Raw genomic sequence first — 22,495 nt, 5'->3', positions numbered from 1 at the left:
TGTCAGCAATCACTTTACAATTGGTACTTATACTAATGTATTGAAAAATCAGCGCCATTGCAAAAAGAATATCTTTAAAAAGAAAAAATGGTGGTTGAAAAATAGTAGTATAATCTTTTGTTTTTTGTCATTGTGTCAATTTATTTCAGGATTGATTAGTACATTTTTAAATCTGATAGTTATTGGTTGTTTTTATTTTAATTTTAATGTAGTGAGGACAATCGATTGCACATTCGCTTGTACTTAAAACTGACTTTTTATACACTTTTTTGCTTCGTTTTCAGTCATTTATTTTACTATCTTTGCTCATCCAAAAAACGACTGTTTATAAGAGAGTTAATTACCTAATTATTATGTCGCTAACTGTCTATAAGCGTTAACTTTTTGCACACATGAGCAATATACACTTCCAAGAAAAATTCGAAAGTCGCCACAATGGCCCAAGTCCAGTTGAAGCGAATGAAATGTTGGCCAAATTGGGCGTATCGTCAATTGACCAGCTAATTGACCAAACGGTCCCTTCTCAAATCCGCGCTCCAAAACCTTTAAATCTTCCAAAAGCATTGTCTGAGGTTGCTTATTTAAAGCGGATAGCGGAAATCGCAGAGAAAAATAAAGTTTTTAAATCTTTTATTGGTCAAGGTTACTATGACGTGATCCTTCCAGGTGTAATTCAACGTAATGTGTTTGAAAACCCAGGATGGTATACACAATATACGCCTTACCAAGCAGAAATTGCACAAGGTCGTTTACAGGCACTGTTAAACTTCCAGACCGTTATTTCTGATTTTACTGGATTGGAAATTGCAAACGCTTCATTGTTGGATGAAGCTACAGCTGCTGCTGAAGCCATGTTTATGCTTTACTCAGCACGTAAAAACAAAGATGCAAATGTATTCTTGGTTTCTGAAAATGCTTATCCACAGACGATCGACGTATTAAAGACGCGTGCGCTTTCTTTCGGTATCGAGCTGAAAATTACAGCTATTCAAGAATCAGAATTGACAGATGATGTTTTTGCTGCATTTGTACAATACCCAGCAGCGGACGGATCAATCATTGATTACAAATCATTTGCTGACGCTGCACACGGTAAAAATATTACAGTATGTGCGGCTGCGGATCTAATGAGTTTAGCCTTGTTGACTCCTCCGGGAGAATGGGGGGCAGATGTTGTTGTTGGTAACTCACAACGTTTTGGTGTACCAATGGGATTCGGTGGTCCTCATGCAGCATTCTTCGCTACACGTGATAGCTTCAAACGTAATATTCCCGGACGTATCATTGGTGTAACTTCTGATTCAAATGGAAAGTACGCTTTACGTATGGCTTTACAAACTCGTGAGCAACATATCCGTCGTGATAAAGCATCTTCGAATATCTGTACTGCGCAAGCTTTATTGGCTATTATGGCCTCTTTCTACGCTGTTTACCATGGTCCAGAAGGAATCAAAAATATTGCATCCCGTATCAATGCTTTAGCAAATTTATTGGATCAAGCTTTACAGTCTTTGGGTTATACTCAATTGAATAACGCTTACTTTGATACATTACGTGTAGATTTAGGTGGACATGCTGGCGCTTTGAAATCTGAAGCGTTGAACAATGAATTGAACTTCTACTACAACGGTTCACAAGTTTCTATCGCTATCGATGAAACAACAACATATGAGGATATCAAAACGATCGTAAAAGTGTTTGCAAAAATTCAAGGCAAAACATTGAACGATGTAGATTTCGATACGCTAGAAGAAAACTTAAGCTCTTCGATTCCTGCGGAATTGGTTCGTACCTCAGCTTACTTAACTCATCCAAACTTTAATAGCTACCATTCTGAACATGAAATGTTACGCTATATTAAATCGTTGGAGGCGAAAGATTTATCGTTGTGTCATTCTATGATCCCATTGGGTTCATGTACAATGAAGCTGAATGCGACAGCTGAAATGACTCCAGTTACCTGGGCGAGATTTGGTGGATTACATCCATTTGCACCAACAGATCAAACTTCGGGTTACATGCAGATGATCGGTGAATTGAACGATTGGTTATCAGAGATCACAGGTTTTGCTAAAATGAGCTTCCAGCCAAATTCAGGAGCGCAAGGTGAATATGCAGGTCTAATGGTTATCCGTGCTTATCATGAGAGCCGCGGCGATCATGGCCGTAACATCTGTTTGATTCCAGCTTCTGCACACGGTACAAACCCTGCATCAGCTTCAATGGCTGGTCTGAAAGTGGTGGTAGTGAAATGTGATGAACTTGGAAATATTGATATCCCAGATTTAAGAGCAAAAGCTGAAGAGCATGCTGCTCACCTGAACTCTTTAATGGTAACTTACCCATCTACACATGGTGTATTTGAGGAATCTATCATTGAAGTTTGTGAAATCATTCACGCCAATGGTGGTCAGGTATATATGGATGGAGCAAACATGAATGCACAGGTAGGTTTGACTAGTCCGGGCCATATTGGTGCTGACGTTTGCCACTTAAACTTGCATAAAACGTTCTGTATTCCACATGGTGGTGGTGGTCCAGGTATGGGGCCGATCGGTGTTGCTAAACACTTGGTACCTTTCTTGCCAAACCATCAAGTTGTTTCTACTTCAGGAGAAGAAGGAATTACTGCTGTTTCGGCTGCACCATTTGGCTCAGCATCAATCCTGATTATCTCCCACGCTTATATTTCGATGATGGGTGGTGAAGGGTTGACTAATGCTACACGTACAGCAATATTGAATGCAAACTATATTAAAGCGCGTTTGGAGAATGCCTACCCAGTACTTTATTCTGGTAGCAATGGTCGTTGTGCGCATGAGATGATCTTAGATTGCCGTGGATTCAAAAATGTAGGTATCGAAGTTGCTGATATCGCAAAACGTTTGATGGACTACGGTTTCCATGCACCAACAGTTTCTTTCCCTGTTGCGGGAACCCTGATGGTTGAACCAACAGAGTCTGAATCTAAAGCTGAATTGGATCGTTTTTGTGATGCATTAGTTGCCATTCGTCAGGAGATTGCTGCGGTTGAATCCGGTGAAGTAGAACAAGCAAATAACGTGTTGAAGCATGCTCCACATACAGCAGCAGTCGTTACTGCAGATGAGTGGGATAGACCTTACAGTCGTCAAACTGCGGCTTATCCGTTGGAGTACGTAAGAGAGCGTAAGTTTTGGCCTTCTGTAGGTCGTGTAAACGACTCTCAGGGAGACCGTACATTGATCTGCTCATGTCCTTCTATCGAAGAATATGCCGAGGCGTAATAGTCTTAAAAATAATATGCTTAAAGCCTCTCCACATCGGAGGGGCTTTAATTTTTACGGAGAATTTAGAAACGGTCATTATATTTTTGTTATACAAAATATATTGACTTTTAGCGTGAGACGAATTGGGGCTAGGCAAATAAAGCATTATACTGTAAAAGGTTTAATCCAGACGAGATTATTTGCAGGAGTCTGGGCAATATTTAAGGGGTTTAAATGAAGCCTTTATAAACCAATAGGATAGATACCAAAGAGTATATAAGTATGATGATCCCCAAACATTCTTAGATAAGTTCAGGAAAAACGAATAGGACTATTTTACGGCTATATTTTAAATAGTTGCGCCAATTAAATCATTTTTTTATCTTTCTAACGTTTTATCTAAAAAACCGATAATCATGAAAAGACAATTGAGCATAATGTCCCTATTATTAGGCGCAGCTATTTTGATCACAAGTTGCGGTAATCGCAACGAATCCAAGGATGGTGCAGGAGATGATAATGAAACAAGTGCGGGAATCTCGGATGTGGTTAAGGGGGTATCTAATCTAGATAACCTGACTGATGGTGCAAAAAAAATGGAAGAACTTCAGGCCAAACTAAAATCTGAAAAACCATTGAGTTCGGACGAATTAAAAGCATTTCTCCCAGAAAGTTTAGACGGTTTGAAAAGAACATCTTATTCTGCCGGCTCGATGTATGGCGTCAGTGTCGTTTCTGGCGACGCAACCTATACTGTTGATGATCAAAAGGATATTAAAATAAGCATTATTGATGGTGCCGGTGAGACCGCTTCGGCTATCGTTAGTCTTGCTCAAATGGGTTTTATGGTCGATTCAGAAAATATTACTGATACGGAAGTAGAGAAAACGGGTGATTTTGAAGGAAAGCGTGCAAAGACAATGGATAATAAAGGTGTAGAAGGTTCGACACCAAAGAGTTCCGAAATCAGTTACCTTGAAAAAGATCGTTATTTGATCACACTAAGAGGCAATGGGTATAGTTTAGATGAGCTGAAAGCATTCATGGGTAAATTGAATGTAAGCGCTTTAAAATAAAATATCGATACGTTACATCGATCTCAAAAAGTCCAGCTATTCCGTCTGGACTTTTTTGATGATCAGCTCTCGTGTGCGGTAAATCGCTCAAGAACAACTGGCCATTTCATTGGAGGCGCCTCTGAAAAGGAAGATTATTGTATCATTTTAGGGTACAATCACACCGATATCCTATTTTGGAAGTATATTTGTGTTGAAACATTTCGATATGAGGGTAACATCACGATTCAATCTTTTTATTATTGCAGCATTGATCACATCTTGTGCTGGCAATAAATATGCTAAGACCGAAAAGGTATATAAAAACCAAGCAAAAGAGTTTTCTAATTTGTATCGCCAGTCTCCTGTATCTGGGCAGTTGGAGAAAGTAAATGTCAAAGATCAGCAATGGATCGCCTCCATCAATTTTGGTATCCGAAAACCTAATTTTGTCGTCATTCATCATACAGCTCAGGATTCGTTAGGACAGACAATCCGTACCTTTCACTCTGCGAAAGCAGGGGTAAGTTCACATTATGTTGTGGGGCGGGATGGTAAGGTGGTACAGATGGTAAATGATCTATACCGGGCCCATCATGCAGGTTTGGGTAAATGGGGGAATGATACTGATCTGAACTCCTCATCGATAGGTATCGAGTTGGATAATAATGGGACGACAGACCCCTGGACGGATGCACAGATAAATGCGTTGATTCAGCTGCTGAACTATTTGAAAAATACCTATAAGATTCCGCAGGCAAATTTTATTGGACATATGGATCTGGCACCTTCGCGTAAAAATGACCCATCACGATTCCCTTGGAAAAAATTGGCCGATCAGGGATTTGGCTATTGGTATGAGGAATTTTTAGAAACGCCACCAATCGATTTTAATCCAAAAATGGCTTTGCGTATTATTGGCTACGATGTCCGTAATCTGGATGCAGCCATAAAGGCTTTTAAAATTCACTATATTCAACAAGATGTGAATACTGCATTTTTGAATGAAAACGATCTAAAGATTATGTATTCCATCTATAAAAAATACTTATAGGGGTTTCTTGATCTGTATAAAAATGAGAGGAGCAATTTATGATAGAATTGCTCCTTTTTATTTGCGGGGCTAGCAGATCCTAGAGCTTGTATTAGCGTGCTGTTGATGAAGTGTAGACATGATAAGGATGGTGTCGAAGTCCTTCTATCGCCATAGGGCTTTTTTGATGATCCTATTTTTTGTATTTGTCCCAATAGGTTTCAAATACACGTTGATAGATGAGTTTGAACCAAGGGGTAAATTTCTCTGGAAAGTGCGCGATCTCATCTTCGATCTGCTGCTGATCCATATATTGTATGGCTGCTACTTCTGCAACATTAAAATTAGACTTACCGTTGAATTTTCCAATAAGCACGTGATCAAATTCATGTTCGGTAAGGCCATTGTCAAACTCGGCTTTGTATACAAACGAAAATGAATCATATAGGTCTGATGCCTTGATCCGGAGTTCTTCCATCAGACGACGTTCGGCAGCATCTAAGTTGCTTTCGCCAAGCCGTTGGTGAGAACAGCAGCTATTAGTCCATAAACCGCCGCAATGATATTTGTCCAAAGCCCTTTGCTGCATGAGCAACTGACCCCTGTTATTGAACAAAAAGACACTGAAAGCTCGATGTAGCAAACCCTTCTCGTGAGCTTCGTATTTTTCCATACTTCCAATGACACTGTCATTGGAATCGACTAGTATTACATTTTCTTGCTTCATAAGGCTCAAACATAAATATAGTCCAATTTAACCAAATTGGACTATATAATAAATTATCGCGAAGATTTGTGTTATACAGTTTTTACAAATTTCTCGTCGTAATTTTCAATATCAATGATGTAACCGTTTTTAATTAAGAATTCAAATAGCGGTTTGGCTTCTTCCGAAACGGGCATATTTTGCGTTGTGATGATTTTATTTTCCTTTTTCAATAGGTATGGATAAGCATAAAGCTTTACATTCTTATTGAACATACCTGATATGTAGGATAATAATTCATTGGTGTAGAGTTCTTTATTGTAATTGTCCGAATTGAAGATGTTCTTTAAGTTATAAACGTTTGTTGCAATCCCGATATTTTTGGGTTTGAAGTTGCTTATAAACTCCGCTAAATGGTTGTTTCTACGGAAGTTGCTGACGATAATGTTATTGCCTGTGGCACATAATTCATCTGCTCTCGACGCAAATTCCTGTAGATCTTCATCCGTGATCTCATGTGTATCTTCCAATACATTACCCATTAACACCTCGATCAATACAATGGTATCGCTGTCCGTTGCCCCTGTATTTTTCTTAAACTGCTCGACGGCAAGGTTAAATAGGTCAAAGTTAGGAAGTGATTTCTGGCGGTATTTTGTGCGAAGTAAGATGATATTCTTTTTGTACAAATAATCCTTGATCTGTACTGCTTTACCATCTGGTTGGAAAATAGCAGCCTTTGCAAATCCTTTGGCAATGAGGTATAAGTTGATCAGTCGTTGGCTGACATTTTCAAACAAAGGACCGTTTAACTTAACTAAATCAATTTCGACAGATCCGACAGATAAATTATCGACCAAGGATTCAATTAAGGTCTGCACATTTTCTGTATAGTAGTAAGCCGCAAACAGCAGGTTTACACCGATAATACCCAGTACTTTTTGTTGCAGCTGATTGTCACTGTCCAAAAGTCTGACGTGGACAATAATATCATTTGTAGGGCCACCGACCTCGTGCTGAAAACGGAGACCAATCCAGCCATGAGGCTCATTGGTTTTGGTGAAGTTAAGCGTGGTAACAGTGTCCGCAAAGGCAAAGAATTTTTTGTTGCAATACTTATCGCCATGTAGTCGTTGCGTCAGCAGGTTAAATTCATGGGAAAGCATCTTTTTTAAGCGGGTTCTGCTGACATATCTGCCGTCTTCTTCCTCACCGTAAATCGCGTCACTAAATGCCATGTCATAAGCCGACATTGTTTTTGCAATTGTGCCGGATGCGGCCCCTGCATTGAAAAAGTTTCGTGCGACTTCCTGTCCAGCACCGATCTCAGCGAAGGTTCCATAAATCTCAGGATTTAGATTTATTTTCAGGGCCTTGCGCTTGGTTTCAAAAATTTCTCTTGCCATAGCACAAAGGTACAAAAATCAAAAGTCTAGTGAAAATTAAAGTATGAAAGAGAAAAACAGAATAAAATTAGGCTTGTTTTATAACAAGCCTAATTTATTAAAAGCATAGAATAATGCGCTGCTGTGTAATGCCTGACTAAATTTGTTTTCCAGCAACATTGTTTTCGCTTCCTCAAGTGGGATAAGAAAAACTTCAATCTCTTCGTGTTCGTCCAGATCTTGTTCCTGAACTTTCTGTCCACCTGTCATGAGGTAGGTATATGTAATGTTGCCACTTGTCGCGGGATTGGCATAGAGGCTCGCAATCTCTTCAATTTTATCGAACTGATATCCCGTTTCTTCAAGCATTTCGCGGACTGCGGCGTCTAGCGGATTTTCTCCCGGCTCAGTGGTACCAGCCGGAATTTCCAATGAAATGATACCTGCACCATGACGGTATTGCCGGATTACTAACAACTCATCTTGTGCAGTGATGCCGACCATATTGACCCAATCCGGATATTCCAGGACATAATAGTGGTCATTAATTCGCCCATCGGGTAGTTCGCAAGTATCCCTGCGTAATGTTGCCCAAGGTTCCTTACAAATATATTCGAATGATAATCGTTTCCATTTTTCCATTTATCCAACAATATCTTTCATCATACGGTCTACCTTTTCTTCCAATATATTTTGAAGGCTTAGGTAATTACTTTTATCTTGAAGCGTCCCCTTAACGGAGCAATAGAATTTGATTTTGGGCTCTGTACCCGAAGGTCTAGCTGAAATCACGTCACCATCCACAGTGATAAACTGTAATACATCCGACTTTGGAAGAGTAATTTCGCTTTTACGGCCTGTTTTCATGTCCGTTGTTTGGGAAAGCTCATAATCCCGAATTTCTTTGACTTCGATTCCGCCAAGCTTGGTAGGTAGGTTTTGCCGTAGACCAGCCATCATGGCTTGAATTTCCTCGGCTCCAGCTTTTCCTTTTTTTGTTAAGGAGATCAGCTTTTCCTGATAACAGCCAAATTCTTGATAGATATCTAACAAAACTTCATACACAGTCTTGCCTTTTGACTTAAAATATGCAGTCATTTCTGCCAAGAATGCACATGAATTAGGCGCATCCTTATCCCGGACTAAATCACCGACTAAGTAGCCATAGCTTTCCTCTCCACCCGCAAGATATTGTGCTGAATCACCTAGTTTTGTTATCAGTTCACCAATATATTTAAACCCAGTGAGTGTTTCATAATGAGAAACATGGTAATGGTTTGCAATGTCTGCTTGAAGGTTACTGGTTACAATCGTTTTCACAATATAGGGATTGTTGCCCAATTGCTTTAGATCACTTTTTGAACTCAGCACATAATAGATTAACAAACTGCCAATTTGATTACCATTGAGTAATTGAAATTGGCCTTGATTGTTTTTAACCGCGATCCCAACGCGGTCCGCATCTGGATCGGTTGCTAAAACAAGGTCTGCATCAATCTCTTCCCCTTTTTTCTTCGCTAAGGCCATGGCATCCTCCTCCTCAGGGTTAGGATAGATCACTGTAGGGAAGTTCCCATCAGGAGTCGCCTGTTCGGTGACCACAGTAACGTTTTCAAAGCCCCACGAAGCAAGCATTTTTGGAACGATCGTAATTCCGGTACCATGTATCGGAGAATAAACTATTTTTAGGTCCTTCTGTGCTTGTACAGCCTCCGGATGTATACTTAATGCTTTATTGGCATCGATATAAATTGGATCAATTTCTTCACCAACAGGAATAATATTTTGGGTATTCCCTTCAAATTTGATGTCTTTGACGCTGGCGATAGCATTGACCTCATCGATCACATTTTTATCATGAGGAGCTGTCAATTGGGATCCATCGTTCCAATAAGCTTTATAGCCATTGTATTCTTTGGGATTATGCGAAGCAGTCAACATGACCCCACTTTTACATCCAAAATGGCGGATGGCAAAAGATAGCATTGGTGTAGGACGTAGTTCGTTAAAAAGATAAACCTTGATACCGTTTGCTGCAAATACTTGGGCAACAAGCTGACCAAAGGACTGCGAATTGTTACGGCTATCGTAGGAAACAGCTACTTTTATTTCCTGGTTGGGGAACTGTTTTTTTAGATAATTTGATAATCCCTGTGTAGCTTTTCCAATTGTATACTTATTCATACGGTTGGATCCTACACCCATAATTCCTCTTAAACCTCCTGTTCCAAACTCAAGATCCTTGTAGAATGAATCAATAAGTTCTGTCTCTGCCTGATCATCTATTAATTTCTGGACGGAGGCTCTTGTTTCCTCGTCATAACTGGAGGTTAACCAATCGTCGATTTTCTCTAGTATGTCTTTATCTAAATTTCCCATGATCGTTAAATATGGCTAAATGTAAAAAATTCTTTTATGCGTCACAACCTGCATAGGCGCGGTCTATGACTGTAATATACCACTTTTCCCCCTCTTTTGTGACATGAAAAACGAAAGGTTCTTCGCTTTCGTTGGAAGTCATGATCGCACGGTAGCTTCTGGTTTCTATATTTCTCAATCGCTGTAATTCGGTTTGATTAATTTTTGCATCTAAAATCTCATTCATGAATTTGGCCGTTTGTGACAGTTCATTCGGACGGGACTTCTTATCATAAAAAAAACCTAGTTTGTCCCATTTCATTGTTCCACAGTCAAAAGCAGGCAATTTTCCTGCTTTTAGAGGACCTTTGTAACTCAGTTTTTCATACGAATGATATTCTGGTACTGGTTTGGAAAAGTTAAAACTACTTTGATGTACATACGAATCCAATGCCCCCGGACGATAGATAATATAGATCCCTAATTTTGGATGGATATAGTTGTTGATTGTTTTACTGTCTTGATCGGTATATGCTTTGGCAATTTTTTCCAATACTTCTTCAAGTGTTTCAGTATTCTCTTTCTTCACTTCTTTTTCGATCGTGTCCGGTTTGCTTATAGTATCCAAAGGGATAGAATCCTGGGCAATTTTTACTGCCTTGTCTTCTTTTTTATTGTTTCTACAGGAGATCACACCTATGGAGAGACAGATAAGAACAAAGAAAAAGAGATTTCTCATGTGATTTTCGTTTATTATATATTATTTTTTTGAAGTCAAGTTTTCGATGATCGACTTTAATATAGACCGTGTTGACGGAAGCCACCATTGCTCGAGAATAGCCTGAATGGTTTCTTCTCTATTTTCGCGCAATTTAAGAATTATTTCTTTTCTGAAGTTTAGTTTAGAAGTCTGCCAGGTATTTTGATTAAACTGCGTGATCTGTCTTATCTTCTTTGCGGCGGTATTAAAAAGTATATCCGCTGGAACGACTTCATCCACTAAGCCCTGTGATTTTGCTTCCTGGGGAGAAAGCAGTTTTCCCTCAAGGAGATTCTGATAAGCATGTCGTTTCCCGATCCAAAAAGCATAAAGTTGAAAGATACTTTCAGGAACGATAAGGCCAACAGGTATTTCATTAAGTCCTATGACAAAATTACCCTCAGCCATGATTCTATAATCGCAACATAAGGCAAATACACAACCTCCAGCAGGGCTATGGCCAGATATGGCGGCAGCTATCGGTTTAGGGAAAGAGGCCAGTAGCGAGGTTGCCTCTAAAAAAAGATTCCAGAATTCCCGGATTTGATCCTCGTCATAGCCGAACAAGGTTATTAGGTCAAGACCAGCACTAAAAAAGTTCTCCTTACCAATAAGGATCGCCCCACGCACGGCATCGTTTTCTTGGCTAGATTCCAATGTCTCTATAAGCTCTTTCAATAGCAGTGTATCGATGGCGTTAGACTTACCCCGATCCAAAAAAATACTTAAAATATGGTCTTCTATTTTGGTTTTGATATGCTCCATAACGAATTTATATAAATTTATAACGGTTTGTTCGGGTTGCTATTGTGGTTTTACTTCTATTAAATATTCAAGATGGGCAATTTTACCCTCCATGTCAATTCCTTCGATGGTAATTTTATAAGTTCCGGGTTCATCAGAAGTGAAAAAATCAAATTTGGTTTTTCCATTTTTCTCTGTGACCAAATTAGGCTCCCAGGCGATGGTTGTTCTTAGGTCACGCCTAAGTTCCTGCTTTTGTGCGGTATTATATTGTGGTTTGTAGAAGTTACGGTTTACATGCAGTCCTTTGGGCACAATTGTGACAATTCCAGTCGGTGTATAGGACGCTGAGAGTGCCTCGCCAGATTTACTCGTGATAACCAATACACCATTTCCGCCATACATACCATAAATGGCGGTATTGCCTATGCTTCTCAGCACCTCGATACTCGCGATATCCTGAACATTGATCATGCTGATCTGATCAGCTTCAATGTACATGCCATCTAAAACAACCTGCATGGGACTACCCCCGTTCATTCCCATCGATCGGGTACTGTAAGGGACTCCATTTCTGAAGATCACGCCTACCAGTCTCCCCGCGAGACATTGCTCCAGGGTTGTGCAGGTCGATAGATCTTCGGCAGATATGACCTGATCTGCATGACCGGGGCCATTGAGGTTTCTTGAATTTTTGTCTGCTTTATTGGCCCTTACCCTGTTCACCTGTACTTCCTCCAATTTAATACTTTTTTGAATAATACCAGCAGCTTCCAGTTCCGTCAAAAATTGTTGGCTACCTTTGAGCTGATCGATCAGTTTGCTGTTTACATCATTCGCGATCAATGGCTGGTCTCTGCTCTCATTAACTGCAGGCGCTGTGGTCTCGTCCACAAGTATATCGACTCTATTCTTCTCCTTTGGACCATTCCCGGTTACTATAAATTTAATACTGTCGGCGAATAAGAGGTCCTCAAAAACAAATCGACCATCATTATTTGTCAATGTATCTATACTCAGCATCATATTGCTGGTCGGTACTAGGGTCACTTTAGCATTGGGAACGACCGCTTTGCGCCCAGTTTTCTTTACCGTTCCCGAGATCGTGAGACCTTTTTCTGGTGGATACACCGTATTCGTGGTATTGAGATAGTTTTTCCAGTCTAACTTACGCCAACCCTGAATCAACATCAGGTTGTCAAGCTCACCAAACCGGATGTTATTTAAATCTTCAAAATAATAATTGGGTCGTTCTACAAAACCACGGAGATCGGACTTGAGTAGAAGCTCCGAGACTATCGAAGAATAATATTGATCTGTCGTAGAATCGATTTTACTGAGATTGACTACAGCTGCAGAGAGTGCCGCTATTTTTGAGGTATCGCTACTGCCTTCTTTTACAGAGAGGTTTGCGATGACCTGGTCTCTCGTCGCAAAGGAGGACTTATTTAATTGGATCGCTATTGGAAATAATGTTTTAGGAGCATTGTAATTAAAAACGAGTCTTTCTATAAAGGGAGTCATCTGTTCATTAAGTACAGATAGTTGAATCACTCCCGAAGGAAGATCCTTTTTGGGAATGTTGAATAGAATCTCCGGTCCATTTAGCTTTTGCTTTACAGCATGTAGTACGATGCCGTTATATTGTGCGATTAGATAAACATCTTTGCCCGTTACCAGATCGCTAGTGGAGGATAATTGGGCTGCAATCTTGTCTTTTAAACCAGCATTGACGGTAAGTACATAGCCGGAGGCTGCAACTGGCGGCAGAGGAGCACTCACAGAATTTCCATCTGGGAAGACTGCCGTGGCAATATATTTTTTCCCAGTGCTTAGAATAAGCGGCATACTTCCCATACCAAGGGCATTGGTCTCAAATTCGATGATCGGTGTCTGGTTTTCCTCCCCGATTTTGATTTTTGATTTTATACCCAAGCCTGCGGGGCTAAGCACTTTGACTCCAGTTTTACTCAAGATATTGTTTACTAATTCACCGCTTTCAGGAAAAATCTGGATACTGTTTTGCTGATTTGGATTTGGGATAGTAAAACTCTTTAAAACACGTCTTTTATCTGAGGAGAGGAATTGCAATGTTAATAGCCCGCCTTTAAAGTTATCTTTGAGTTCAAGTGCTATTGTTCCATTTTCATTGGATTTTAACCGTCCAGTCTTTTCCTTTTGGCCATCTTGTTTGAGGGCATAGCTTACACTACTGTTTATTAGAGGTGCTCCTTGAATTGTTTTTAGATTGATCTGGAAGAAATTTTCATTTCCATTTTTAAGGAATGTGCTTTGGGTTATGACATTATCTGCTCTTCCGTTGGTAATAGGGATAATGCGCTCATAGAAATTGGATATGGAATCATTTTGCATCCAACGGGTGTACGCTCTAATTCTATACGAACCCTCTACGAGGGTGTCAGATAAGCTGAAATCACCAATACCGAGCCCTAATGTTAATGGAATTTTGATGCTCTTGATGACGTTATTTGTTGGGGAGATTAATTCGATATTGGCGATTTTGCTGATATTGCTCAAGTAATTGAAAGGTGCGGTGGTGCAATACATTTTGAACCAAATATTTTCACCGGCCGAATAGTCATTTTTGTCTAGGTGTAGATAAATTTTTTCAGTTACATGATTTTCATGGTAAGACTCCAATGTCTGTAACGTTTGATCAATTTGAGCGAGCGCCCAGAAAGGAAGTAATAGGCAATTGACTAACAACAATATTCGAGCGTACATATAACTAATGTTTCTTGAAAATTAGAAAATATTTTTCCTTTAATCAACTTATAAATCAAAATATTATCGAATTGGAGAAGTTAAATTATTTGTATTGATGCTTTGGAGTTCTTTTAAGCCGGAAAATAAATTTAAAATCCGTTTTTGAACCATCTTATGCCTGAAAATTAGCATAAAAAAAATATCTTTGTGCTATGAATATCCTAATAATCGGTTCCGGAGGTCGTGAATCTGCCTTCGCCTATAAGTTGTCGAAAAGTCCACGTTTAGGTCAATTATTTATTGCTCCAGGAAATGCTGGTACAGGAGCATATGGCCAAAATGTCAATATTAAAGTTACTGATTTTGAAGCTATAGCATCCTTTGTGTTGGAAAATGCTATCCAGATGGTAGTCGTAGGACCTGAAGAGCCTTTGGTAAAAGGTATTCATGATTATTTTTTGAACCGTGCAGATTTGAAAGATATTCCAGTAATCGGCCCGCAACAGGAAGGAGCCCAATTAGAAGGCTCAAAAGATTTTTCGAAACAGTTTATGGATCGACATGGTGTACCTACCGCTGCATCACGTTCTTTTGATGTCGCGTCATTGGACGAAGGATTGGTGTATCTAGAGAGCCAAAAGTTGCCTATCGTTCTTAAAGCTGATGGTCTGGCTGCGGGAAAAGGTGTTTTGATCTGTGAAACACTTGAAGATGCCAAAGCGGAATTGAAAGCTATGATTGCGGATTCCAAATTTGGAGAGGCCAGCCGCGTCGTTGTCGTTGAGGAATTTTTAAAAGGAATTGAGCTATCGGTATTCGTCTTGACAGATGGAAACTCCTATAAGGTATTACCTTCTGCGAAGGACTATAAACGGATAGGTGAGGGGGATACAGGGTTAAATACAGGTGGAATGGGATCTATTTCTCCAGTACCTTTTGCTGATGAAACATTTTTGAATAAGGTGGAAGAACGTATCATTAAACCAACTGTCGAAGGATTGAAGAAAGATGGTATTCCGTATAAAGGCTTTATTTTCATCGGTTTGATGAATGTTGAAGGAGAGCCATATGTCATTGAATATAATGTTCGTATGGGTGATCCTGAAACAGAATCTGTATTGCCACGGATTGAATCTGATCTGTTGGATCTGTTGGAAGGTGTCGCACAAGGAAATTTGGACCAACGTTCTTATACCGTTTCTCCAAAAACAGCTGTTACGGTGATGTTAGTGGCTGGAGGTTACCCCGGAGCCTATGAATCTGGAAAGGAAATCGCGAATATGGAGAACGTCAAAGAATCTATTGTATTCCAGGCAGGAACCAAGGAGCAGGACGGTAAGGTTGTCACTGCCGGTGGACGTGTGATCGCTGTTACGACATTACAAGACTCCCTTTTTGATGCTCTTCAACAGGCTACTGCTGATGCCGGAAGAATTTATTTTGAAGGAAAATACTTCAGACGTGACATCGGTTTTGACCTCATCTAAAAAATATTTAAAATTATTTTTGTAATACTGATTTTAAGGTATATATTTGCAACTCCAAAAACAAGAAAGCTTTTGGAGTTGCATTAAAAATGGCCCGTTCGTCTAGGGGTTAGGACGCAAGATTTTCATTCTTGAAACAGGGGTTCGATTCCCCTACGGGCTACAGAGAGGCTCCAAAGAGAGCCAAAAAGATTCAAAATCCGCATTTAAATATATTTAAATGCGGATTTTGACTTTATAGGATACGATGAAATTCACCCTAATTCGATAAATAACCCCAAAAAGAACCACCAACATCTTGTAGCTTTTCACTTTCTTTCTTACTTGTGTTATTGTTTGGTAGTTTAAAATCAGTGGATTATGAGAAGAACGATGAAAATCGAATGTGGTATAAATTTCCGTCTCAGGGAAATGGCAGCCACAAAACCAACGCCAATAACATGCTTCGTGGAGTACAACGGCAAGCCAGTTGTAAAGATCCCTACGGGAACCAAGATACACCTTGTCAAATGTAATCCTGAAAAGGAAAGGCCCATCGAAGAACCGAAAGCACTGGAATCGGCAGAAGCAAACGCAATCATCGACAGGTAACACTGAATTGAAACAGTATGAAGCCGAAAATGAACATAAAATACTCGATCATCTGAAAAATGTCTGTCCGAATGTAAATTTCTAAAAGGCAAATTTGTCAACGACATTCAAAAGGAATCCACGACAGGGCGCTTAGGAGGCTTCTGTTGTGCAAGGCACCGTACATAACATTTCAATGAACAGTGACCCCTCCAATTATTTAACTATATAGCTCATCTGTTGATAAAAAATTTGAATCTATTGAAACCGATTGAATGTTTGAATCTTTAATTTTATATTTATTTATGAAAAGAGTAGAATTGCGAGATACATCTTTGATCCGTATTCAATGGATCTGCTGGATCTGTGTATTTCTTCTTTTGATCGTCTCCTATTTAATAACGGACTATCCAATTATGGTCAGAGCGCTTTACTCGGCCATCAACAATGTTCTTTGCTGGGCAATTATAATTTATGGAAATATGCTTTTTCTGATGCCAAAGTTCTACCAACGGCATAAAATAGGAAGTTATATTTTATTTAGTTTCCTCCTTATTCTGCTTATCAGCGTTTACAGGGTAGAATTCAGAGCTTTTATGATGAAGCTTTTCTTTCCTGGTGCTGTCGACCAAAGTTCAACCTTACAGGTCTATATAGCCGTAATCATCCCATCATTAATGGCGTTCTTCTTCAGCTTTTTGCTAAAAATGGCGCTGGATTATTTTAGGGTCCGGAAGGAAAAGGAAATGTTGGAACAATACACAGCAGAAGTTGAACTAAACCTATTGAAATCGCAGGTACAGCCTCATTTTCTATTCAATACACTCAACAATATTTATTATGTAGCACAGACCCAGTCTCCGGAAACAGCTCAGCTGCTGGCAAAACTTTCCAATATCATGCGTTATTTTGTTGATGAAGCACCGAAAAAAGAGATACTGCTGGCTACAGACATTCAGTTTGTTCTTGACTATATAGCCCTCGAGCGGATCCGCTTACGCCATGCGATGAAGGTTGAAATTCAGATCGTCGGCGATACCCAGACGTTTAACATTCCGCCAATGCTCATCATACCGCTTGTTGAAAATGTTTTTAAACATGGTATAGACCGGCGTGGCCTCAATAATCTGTTGCGTTTAAATCTGAAAGTAAATAACTGTGAGCTCCATGTTGAAGTCACCAACCGTATAGTTTCATCCCAAATTCCTGCGACAAGCCACAGCGGTTTAAAAAATTTGTGTACCCGATTGAAACTACTTTATGGAGAAAGCTTTCAATTTGAAAAAAAGGAAAGTGATGGTCATTTTATTGTTCACCTGATTATACCATTACAAAGATGATTAACTGTTTGATCCTGGACGATGAGCCCAATGCTGTAAAGCTGTTGGAAGACCATATCCTCAAAGTACCGTTTTTGGTATTAAAACAAAAATGCTATGATGCATTTGAAGCCATTGCTTATCTGAAACAGGAACAGGTTGACCTTATTTTTATGGACATCAACATGCCCCAGATGTCGGGATTGGAACTTGCGGCCCAATTACCCAAAAATCAGTGTATTATTTTTACGACGGCATACTCATCTTATGCCTTGGAAGGATATGAATACAATGCTATCGATTACCTCCTCAAACCAATCACGTTTAAAAGGTTTATACATGCCATTGAAAAAGTTCGAAATTATGTTCTTGTTGATCGTAAAATAGTCACTGACACCTCAAAGGAACGACATTCTGACCACTACATATTTGTCAAATCAGGAAAACAGTATATCAAATTGGACTACCAGTGCATTTTATATTTTGAGGCGCAGAAAGAATATGTAACTGTCGTCAGTACCGACAGACAAATCCTGGTTTATAAAAGGATGAAACAACTGGAAGCAGAGCTGCCGGACTTCTTTATCCGTATCCATAATTCCTTTATTGTCAATATCAAGCATTTGGATCGTATCGTTGACAATCAGGCCGTCATTGGGCAGACGAAAATACCGATTAGTAACAGCTATAGGGATCAATTTTTAAGCCTGATAGCGAAACATATCCTATGATCACTACCATAAACATTTTTCATAACCCATCTTTTAAGACAGCCAATTTTCCTGAATAGAAGACAGGACTTAGGTGGCCGATAATTAAGGTTATTTAAATGTATAGTTTGAACAATTCGCTTATTTTATTAAATATTCTCAACAAACCGTTGAATAGTTTTTCATCTTCAGCATTTATGTACCACATTTATTTTCGTATTGCATCAATCGTGAAGGTGCTATTTTCATTTTGAGTTCAAGACATTCATACCATGATGCAGAAAAAGCAGCTCCGGATCATACTCAGAACCTTTAAGAATAAAAGGGCGTTTATCATTATCAATACCTTAGGATTGGCCTTGGCGATGGCGTCAACTATGCTTATCTCGCTCTGGCTAAATTTTCTGCCCTGGACTTTTATAGAAAAATTGAAATGCTCCAATAATTTATGAGATAACATTTCGGTTCAGATAGTTTAAGAGAAAACTAATAATCCTAGTTATAACCTATTCTGATTGAGTGAAAATCAAACAAAATCAAAATAAATATTTTAAAGCATGAAAAACGCTCGCAAATCGTATTTTTTTAATAGCCTATTTTTGGCAGTTCTTCTTGTTAGTGGCTGCTCTAAAAGCAATGACAATTCCGGCAATTCAGCCAGCCCGTATTACTTTACAGTAAATATTGACGGTACAGAAAAAAAAGCTGAGAATGATAAGCTTCTCGGTATGAAAGCCCAGGTTGTATTTACAGAAGGGTTTGGCAATCAATTGTTAGTGAGTGGCCGGTGGAGAATTTCAACGATCGATCTAAAAAAATTTGGAGGAATAGACCTCCTGATCCAACCTTTTCAAAAAAAAGCTGGAGTCTATTCGACCGGCTCGTCGGGGGGCTTCAATTCCGTAATATATTGGGTAGATATGAATGCGGAAGACGAGAATGAAGACGTTTATAGTGCTGGTGAGCAGGGGCCTATCGGTAGGATCAGCGTAGTGTCTTTTACAAATGAAGAGATCCGTGGCACATTTGAATGTCCAGTCAAAAATGCCAATGGGAAAATAATAAAACTTGCCGCGGGCAAATTCTATATGCCTGTGGATATGAGCCGGGCACGCTAGATTTCTTTTTGTTATTTACGTTATCCCCCCACACAGTCAAGTAAAGTATTCTTAATGCCTGGATACAAAATTATTGAATAAAATACCTTGGGCACTAAATATTTTGGCCAACCTGTTGAACAGTTTTCGATAATCAACGGTTTGTTTCCATTTTTATTCCTGAATTATAACGCTAGTATTCTAGCAGGGAGGCCGAAAACTGCTTCTAGAGTAGGCAAGATAAAAAATGTAAATTATGAATACACTCAAATGTTTATTGGTTATGATGTTAAGTGCTAGTCTTCACAGCGCTCGGGCACAAGACATTTTTGATAAGGTCGACAAATTGCTGAACAAAACTGAAAAAGCGTCAAATCAAACTGACCGTGCAGGGAAAACGGCTGGAAAACTAGGTAAGCTTTTTGGCAAAAAAGAAAAATCCGACCAAAAAACTGTTATCAGCATTTCAGGCATTGATTATGCCAAGCTGCAAGATCTACAAGCTCGTATTGAAGGCTGTAGCGGAGTTGCGTCTGCAACTTCAAAGTTCAACAAAGACGGTTCCAAAATTACGGTTATGCATTCAACAACTTCTTCGGATCTTCTCAAGGAAATTTTGAAAAAAGCCAATGGAATTGTTACCAAAGAGTCTATTGAAGAAGTGGAGGACGATGCTATTAGTTTTCGCTTACATTAGGCCTATTATTTTAGATTTTGCCTGTCTGGTATTTCCAAGCAGGCAAACCTATAATCGAACAAAATGTACATCTCAACAATGATAAATACCTATATGTGATGGTAGCGATATTAAATTTTGTTAAGGGCAGATCCCAGTTTATGCTAGCCATAGGGATACTGCTTCTGGTCGCTTGTAGTAAAAATGATGGTAAGCCAACAGGAATTAACGAGGAAAGTTTTTTAATATGCAAAATCAATGGTAAAGAACGTAAGTTTAATTTCGCTGTCAATGCGAATAGTCAACCGGCAGATTGGAATAAGATCCATTTTGTTGTGATCGCAGGATGGGAAACGAACGATATCGATAAATCGCCTAGTTTTGATATTTCTTTGGTGCTTCCCGATGGAGCAAAGGAAACGACCTATTCCGTGAATGGGAACACATCGTTGGAACTCGACGGCCAGTATTGTGTACAACGCTGGGATGCAGGAGCTCACGTAGATACCGACTGTCATATGGGCGGGCGGAGCGACGGCACCTATTTCACACTCACCATTACAAGCTTAAGTAGATGGGGTGTAAAAGGAAAGTTTTCCGGTCTCCTTAGGAATGGAAGTTCCTTTTTGAAAGTAACAGATGGTGAGTTTGCAGCGCCATACAATTAGGATTACATTTATTGCTTTTGACAGAATTTATATTTTATAATACTAAAATCTCTAATCTTTCCATATGCATATATTTTGAGCTATACGAATTAATGTTAGGCCAGAAATACTGGCTATTATTTCCATGCACCGGTAAGATGGTAATGCTTTGATTATCTCGGGTTGTTTTCCAAGTCGCTGTCCATAGTGAAGATTTTGCACGATACCCATACCTTTACGCAAGAATGTTAATCATTCTGTCCGGATAAAGAAACCCAAAGAAGACTACCATTATAAAAAATGTTGCTTTACATTATTATAATGCAATGTTTTATATCCCCCTACAGACTACAAAAGAAAACCTGCAAAATAGTAAATTTGTAGGTTTTTTAATATGGTACCGCTCAAACCTTTATCTTGCCTAAATGCAGACTGTCTGTATTACCTCCACCATAACTCTTTACAAAAAATATATACACTTCATAAGTCGCTTCCTTTGTATGTTCTGGAATATTAACATCCTGTTTACCAGATGTCAAGCTATTTTTCGATTCGTTCATCAAAAGTGGAAATTCAGCCCCATTATCTTCTGCACTATAGAGGATTAACAAGGAATCGTAAGACCCTGTGTCAAACTTCTTTTCCAGATAGGCATCATATTCCCAGGTAACCTTGAGCATTTGGTTTTCTTGATCGAAATCCATCGCGTAGGAGGTGATGGGGTTGGGGCTTCCTTTGGCAATCATAAATTTCTGCCAGTCAACTACAAAACCGTCTTCTTTCTTGATAAGTGCTTCGTTCAGATTATAAGACATGGCGACATCGTATGCCCGCTTAGGATAGCTGTACGCCTTATAACCAAGATTGATGACGGCATTTAATAGGCTAATATGCGACCTCACAATTTTGAAGCGTGTTCTACTGAGCAGCTGTTCAGGTGTAGGCGCTCGTTTTTTAACGCGCGGGAGAGAACGTACATAATTTCCTGTTTTTGTTAACACAAACACAACGGAACCTGCCTTCCCAGAAACAGTTCCATTTACGCCATTTTTGATGATTGCCATAACTAACTGATTATAAAACTAATAGTCAAGATAAGCATTAAAGCTGGAACATCCTAATACCAGATTATATCTAATAACAATTTTCAATCAATGTTTAGACATTGATCAGTCATTGGTTATTCAATCTATACTGAGCGATCACTGAGCAAACACTGAACGAGCACTGAACAAATACTGTGAAAAGATCAAATTTGATCACTAGTTGATCCCAGTGTGTTGTCCCTAAAAGTATCGACAAAAGAAACTAACATTCATAAAGAAAAGGATCCAAGATCTCAACTGGGCCGAAACGAAATAAATCTACTTTTCAAGGACTAAATATCAACTCGCTGATGCGTTGTATAGAAAAAATAAATTCTTAATAAGCTAGTTTATAGATTATTGTGTTATGGATGTTTTGGTTTGATACAAATACGCAGATTATTGAGATAATTCGATAGTCTCAAAAATTTTACGTTCCCTACTTTTGAGTAATCAATTATAAAGCAGAACATCTTAGAGAAGTATTAGAAACCAAAATTTAAGAACTATCCAACAATTTTTTTGAACGAAACAGACAGTACAATGCGAATGATCAGTAGAATGGTTTGAAGTAACTATTAAACGGGGAACAGGGAAGTTTCCAATAAAACATCAAGCCGTGCCATGTTCGGAATTTGAAAAAGGGAAATAGAAAATAATAGAAAAGTAATTTAAATAAATTAGGAAGACTTTGAAGCTATTGCAATAAAGTCTTTTTTAGCTGTCAAAAGCTAATACCATTTAGCTTTAATTTTAAATAATCAATTATGTGTAAATTTTTAAAAGGAGTTTGCCCTTCAAAAGGGCGGGCATTGATTCGTTCGTCCTAAAATTATGATACCAAGAAAATTAATTAAACCCCTGAGATGCCTTCAAGGAGAGAGCCTA

General features: G+C 39.0%; 18 protein-coding genes and 1 tRNA gene. 11 read left to right on the top strand and 8 right to left on the bottom strand.

The features are described from left to right. Positions 1–392: 392 nt before the first annotated feature. The 3 genes from gcvP to ABFX33_RS11605 all read left to right on the top strand — a co-directional run bounded on the left by gcvP (position 393) and on the right by ABFX33_RS11605 (position 5,357). A complete protein-coding gene (gcvP, locus tag ABFX33_RS11615) occupies positions 393–3,266 on the top strand; it encodes an aminomethyl-transferring glycine dehydrogenase (protein WP_346086207.1) in 2,874 nt (957 codons plus the stop codon). Positions 3,267–3,664: 398 nt separating this feature from the next. After that, entirely contained in the window at positions 3,665–4,324 is a 660-nt protein-coding gene (locus ABFX33_RS11610; RefSeq protein WP_346086206.1) for a hypothetical protein, read from the top strand. Between the two features lie 208 nt (positions 4,325–4,532). Next, positions 4,533–5,357 (top strand): N-acetylmuramoyl-L-alanine amidase, encoded by an 825-nt coding sequence (locus ABFX33_RS11605; RefSeq protein ID WP_346086205.1) that lies wholly within the window; start codon positions 4,533–4,535, stop codon positions 5,355–5,357. A gap of 172 nt (positions 5,358–5,529) precedes the next feature. On the opposite strand, the gene idi is transcribed toward ABFX33_RS11605, so the two are convergent. The 7 genes from idi to ABFX33_RS11570 all read right to left on the bottom strand — a co-directional run bounded on the left by idi (position 5,530) and on the right by ABFX33_RS11570 (position 14,034). After that, positions 5,530–6,063, bottom strand: a complete 534-nt coding sequence (gene idi / locus ABFX33_RS11600; RefSeq protein ID WP_346086204.1) for an isopentenyl-diphosphate Delta-isomerase — start codon at positions 6,061–6,063, stop codon at positions 5,530–5,532. A 71-nt stretch (positions 6,064–6,134) separates the two neighbouring features. Next, positions 6,135–7,448: a nicotinamide mononucleotide adenylyltransferase gene (locus ABFX33_RS11595; protein WP_346086203.1), complete on the bottom strand. Its 1,314-nt coding sequence runs from the start codon at positions 7,446–7,448 to the stop codon at positions 6,135–6,137. A 78-nt stretch (positions 7,449–7,526) separates the two neighbouring features. Further along, on the bottom strand, positions 7,527–8,069 hold the full coding sequence (locus tag ABFX33_RS11590) for an NUDIX hydrolase (RefSeq protein WP_257095911.1): 543 nt from the start codon (positions 8,067–8,069) through the stop codon (positions 7,527–7,529). Further along, entirely contained in the window at positions 8,070–9,806 is a 1,737-nt protein-coding gene (locus tag ABFX33_RS11585) for a phospho-sugar mutase (protein WP_346086202.1), read from the bottom strand. A 34-nt stretch (positions 9,807–9,840) separates the two neighbouring features. After that, positions 9,841–10,524: a hypothetical protein gene (locus ABFX33_RS11580; protein ID WP_346086201.1), complete on the bottom strand. Its 684-nt coding sequence runs from the start codon at positions 10,522–10,524 to the stop codon at positions 9,841–9,843. Between the two features lie 21 nt (positions 10,525–10,545). Next, the gene (locus tag ABFX33_RS11575; protein ID WP_346086200.1) at positions 10,546–11,310 is read right to left on the bottom strand and encodes an enoyl-CoA hydratase/isomerase family protein; all 765 of its coding nucleotides are present in this window, start codon (positions 11,308–11,310) and stop codon (positions 10,546–10,548) included. Positions 11,311–11,349: 39 nt separating this feature from the next. After that, entirely contained in the window at positions 11,350–14,034 is a 2,685-nt protein-coding gene (locus ABFX33_RS11570) for a carboxypeptidase-like regulatory domain-containing protein (protein ID WP_346086199.1), read from the bottom strand. Between the two features lie 194 nt (positions 14,035–14,228). Between ABFX33_RS11570 and purD the strand changes: the two genes are divergently transcribed. The 8 genes from purD to ABFX33_RS11530 all read left to right on the top strand — a co-directional run bounded on the left by purD (position 14,229) and on the right by ABFX33_RS11530 (position 20,543). After that, entirely contained in the window at positions 14,229–15,503 is a 1,275-nt protein-coding gene (gene purD, locus ABFX33_RS11565) for a phosphoribosylamine--glycine ligase (protein WP_346086198.1), read from the top strand. A gap of 91 nt (positions 15,504–15,594) precedes the next feature. Further along, positions 15,595–15,666 (top strand) — tRNA-Glu (locus ABFX33_RS11560). Positions 15,667–15,863: 197 nt separating this feature from the next. Continuing rightward, the gene (locus tag ABFX33_RS11555) at positions 15,864–16,094 is read left to right on the top strand and encodes a hypothetical protein (protein ID WP_257095894.1); all 231 of its coding nucleotides are present in this window, start codon (positions 15,864–15,866) and stop codon (positions 16,092–16,094) included. 284 nt (positions 16,095–16,378) lie between these two features. Next, positions 16,379–17,413: a sensor histidine kinase gene (locus ABFX33_RS11550; RefSeq protein ID WP_346086197.1), complete on the top strand. Its 1,035-nt coding sequence runs from the start codon at positions 16,379–16,381 to the stop codon at positions 17,411–17,413. Then, positions 17,410–18,123, top strand: coding sequence for a LytR/AlgR family response regulator transcription factor (locus tag ABFX33_RS11545; RefSeq protein WP_257095888.1), 714 nt, complete (start codon positions 17,410–17,412; stop codon positions 18,121–18,123). The genes ABFX33_RS11550 and ABFX33_RS11545 overlap by 4 nt, the downstream gene beginning before the upstream one ends. Before the next feature lie 536 nt (positions 18,124–18,659). Beyond that, entirely contained in the window at positions 18,660–19,220 is a 561-nt protein-coding gene (locus ABFX33_RS11540) for a hypothetical protein (RefSeq protein ID WP_346086196.1), read from the top strand. Between the two features lie 235 nt (positions 19,221–19,455). Continuing rightward, positions 19,456–19,896 carry a hypothetical protein gene (locus tag ABFX33_RS11535; protein WP_346086195.1) on the top strand — a complete coding sequence of 147 codons (441 nt, stop codon included), beginning with the start codon at positions 19,456–19,458 and terminating at the stop codon, positions 19,894–19,896. A 98-nt stretch (positions 19,897–19,994) separates the two neighbouring features. Beyond that, positions 19,995–20,543: a hypothetical protein gene (locus tag ABFX33_RS11530; protein ID WP_346086194.1), complete on the top strand. Its 549-nt coding sequence runs from the start codon at positions 19,995–19,997 to the stop codon at positions 20,541–20,543. A gap of 383 nt (positions 20,544–20,926) precedes the next feature. On the opposite strand, the gene ABFX33_RS11525 is transcribed toward ABFX33_RS11530, so the two are convergent. Continuing rightward, positions 20,927–21,586, bottom strand: coding sequence for a DUF6266 family protein (locus ABFX33_RS11525; protein WP_346086193.1), 660 nt, complete (start codon positions 21,584–21,586; stop codon positions 20,927–20,929). Positions 21,587–22,495: the final 909 nt, after the last annotated feature.

It is taken from the genome of Sphingobacterium ginsenosidimutans (assembly GCF_039536865.1).
Lineage (GTDB): Bacteria > Bacteroidota > Bacteroidia > Sphingobacteriales > Sphingobacteriaceae > Sphingobacterium > Sphingobacterium detergens.
The sequence above is the reverse complement of the archived record's forward strand: the minus strand, read 5'-3'. Positions and strand labels throughout refer to the sequence as shown.

What these genes read in the sequence shown, in the direction of transcription:
- gcvP (WP_346086207.1), top strand. Translation starts at nt 393, where the DNA reads ATGAGCAATATACACTTCCAAGAAAAATTCGAAAGTCGCCACAATGGC.
- ABFX33_RS11610 (WP_346086206.1), top strand. Translation starts at nt 3,665, where the DNA reads ATGAAAAGACAATTGAGCATAATGTCCCTATTATTAGGCGCAGCTATT.
- ABFX33_RS11605 (WP_346086205.1), top strand. Translation starts at nt 4,533, where the DNA reads ATGAGGGTAACATCACGATTCAATCTTTTTATTATTGCAGCATTGATC.
- idi (WP_346086204.1), bottom strand. Translation starts at nt 6,063, where the DNA reads ATGAAGCAAGAAAATGTAATACTAGTCGATTCCAATGACAGTGTCATT.
- ABFX33_RS11595 (WP_346086203.1), bottom strand. Translation starts at nt 7,448, where the DNA reads ATGGCAAGAGAAATTTTTGAAACCAAGCGCAAGGCCCTGAAAATAAAT.
- ABFX33_RS11590 (WP_257095911.1), bottom strand. Translation starts at nt 8,069, where the DNA reads ATGGAAAAATGGAAACGATTATCATTCGAATATATTTGTAAGGAACCT.
- ABFX33_RS11585 (WP_346086202.1), bottom strand. Translation starts at nt 9,806, where the DNA reads ATGGGAAATTTAGATAAAGACATACTAGAGAAAATCGACGATTGGTTA.
- ABFX33_RS11580 (WP_346086201.1), bottom strand. Translation starts at nt 10,524, where the DNA reads ATGAGAAATCTCTTTTTCTTTGTTCTTATCTGTCTCTCCATAGGTGTG.
- ABFX33_RS11575 (WP_346086200.1), bottom strand. Translation starts at nt 11,310, where the DNA reads ATGGAGCATATCAAAACCAAAATAGAAGACCATATTTTAAGTATTTTT.
- ABFX33_RS11570 (WP_346086199.1), bottom strand. Translation starts at nt 14,034, where the DNA reads ATGTACGCTCGAATATTGTTGTTAGTCAATTGCCTATTACTTCCTTTC.
- purD (WP_346086198.1), top strand. Translation starts at nt 14,229, where the DNA reads ATGAATATCCTAATAATCGGTTCCGGAGGTCGTGAATCTGCCTTCGCC.
- ABFX33_RS11555 (WP_257095894.1), top strand. Translation starts at nt 15,864, where the DNA reads ATGAGAAGAACGATGAAAATCGAATGTGGTATAAATTTCCGTCTCAGG.
- ABFX33_RS11550 (WP_346086197.1), top strand. Translation starts at nt 16,379, where the DNA reads ATGAAAAGAGTAGAATTGCGAGATACATCTTTGATCCGTATTCAATGG.
- ABFX33_RS11545 (WP_257095888.1), top strand. Translation starts at nt 17,410, where the DNA reads ATGATTAACTGTTTGATCCTGGACGATGAGCCCAATGCTGTAAAGCTG.
- ABFX33_RS11540 (WP_346086196.1), top strand. Translation starts at nt 18,660, where the DNA reads ATGAAAAACGCTCGCAAATCGTATTTTTTTAATAGCCTATTTTTGGCA.
- ABFX33_RS11535 (WP_346086195.1), top strand. Translation starts at nt 19,456, where the DNA reads ATGAATACACTCAAATGTTTATTGGTTATGATGTTAAGTGCTAGTCTT.
- ABFX33_RS11530 (WP_346086194.1), top strand. Translation starts at nt 19,995, where the DNA reads ATGGTAGCGATATTAAATTTTGTTAAGGGCAGATCCCAGTTTATGCTA.
- ABFX33_RS11525 (WP_346086193.1), bottom strand. Translation starts at nt 21,586, where the DNA reads ATGGCAATCATCAAAAATGGCGTAAATGGAACTGTTTCTGGGAAGGCA.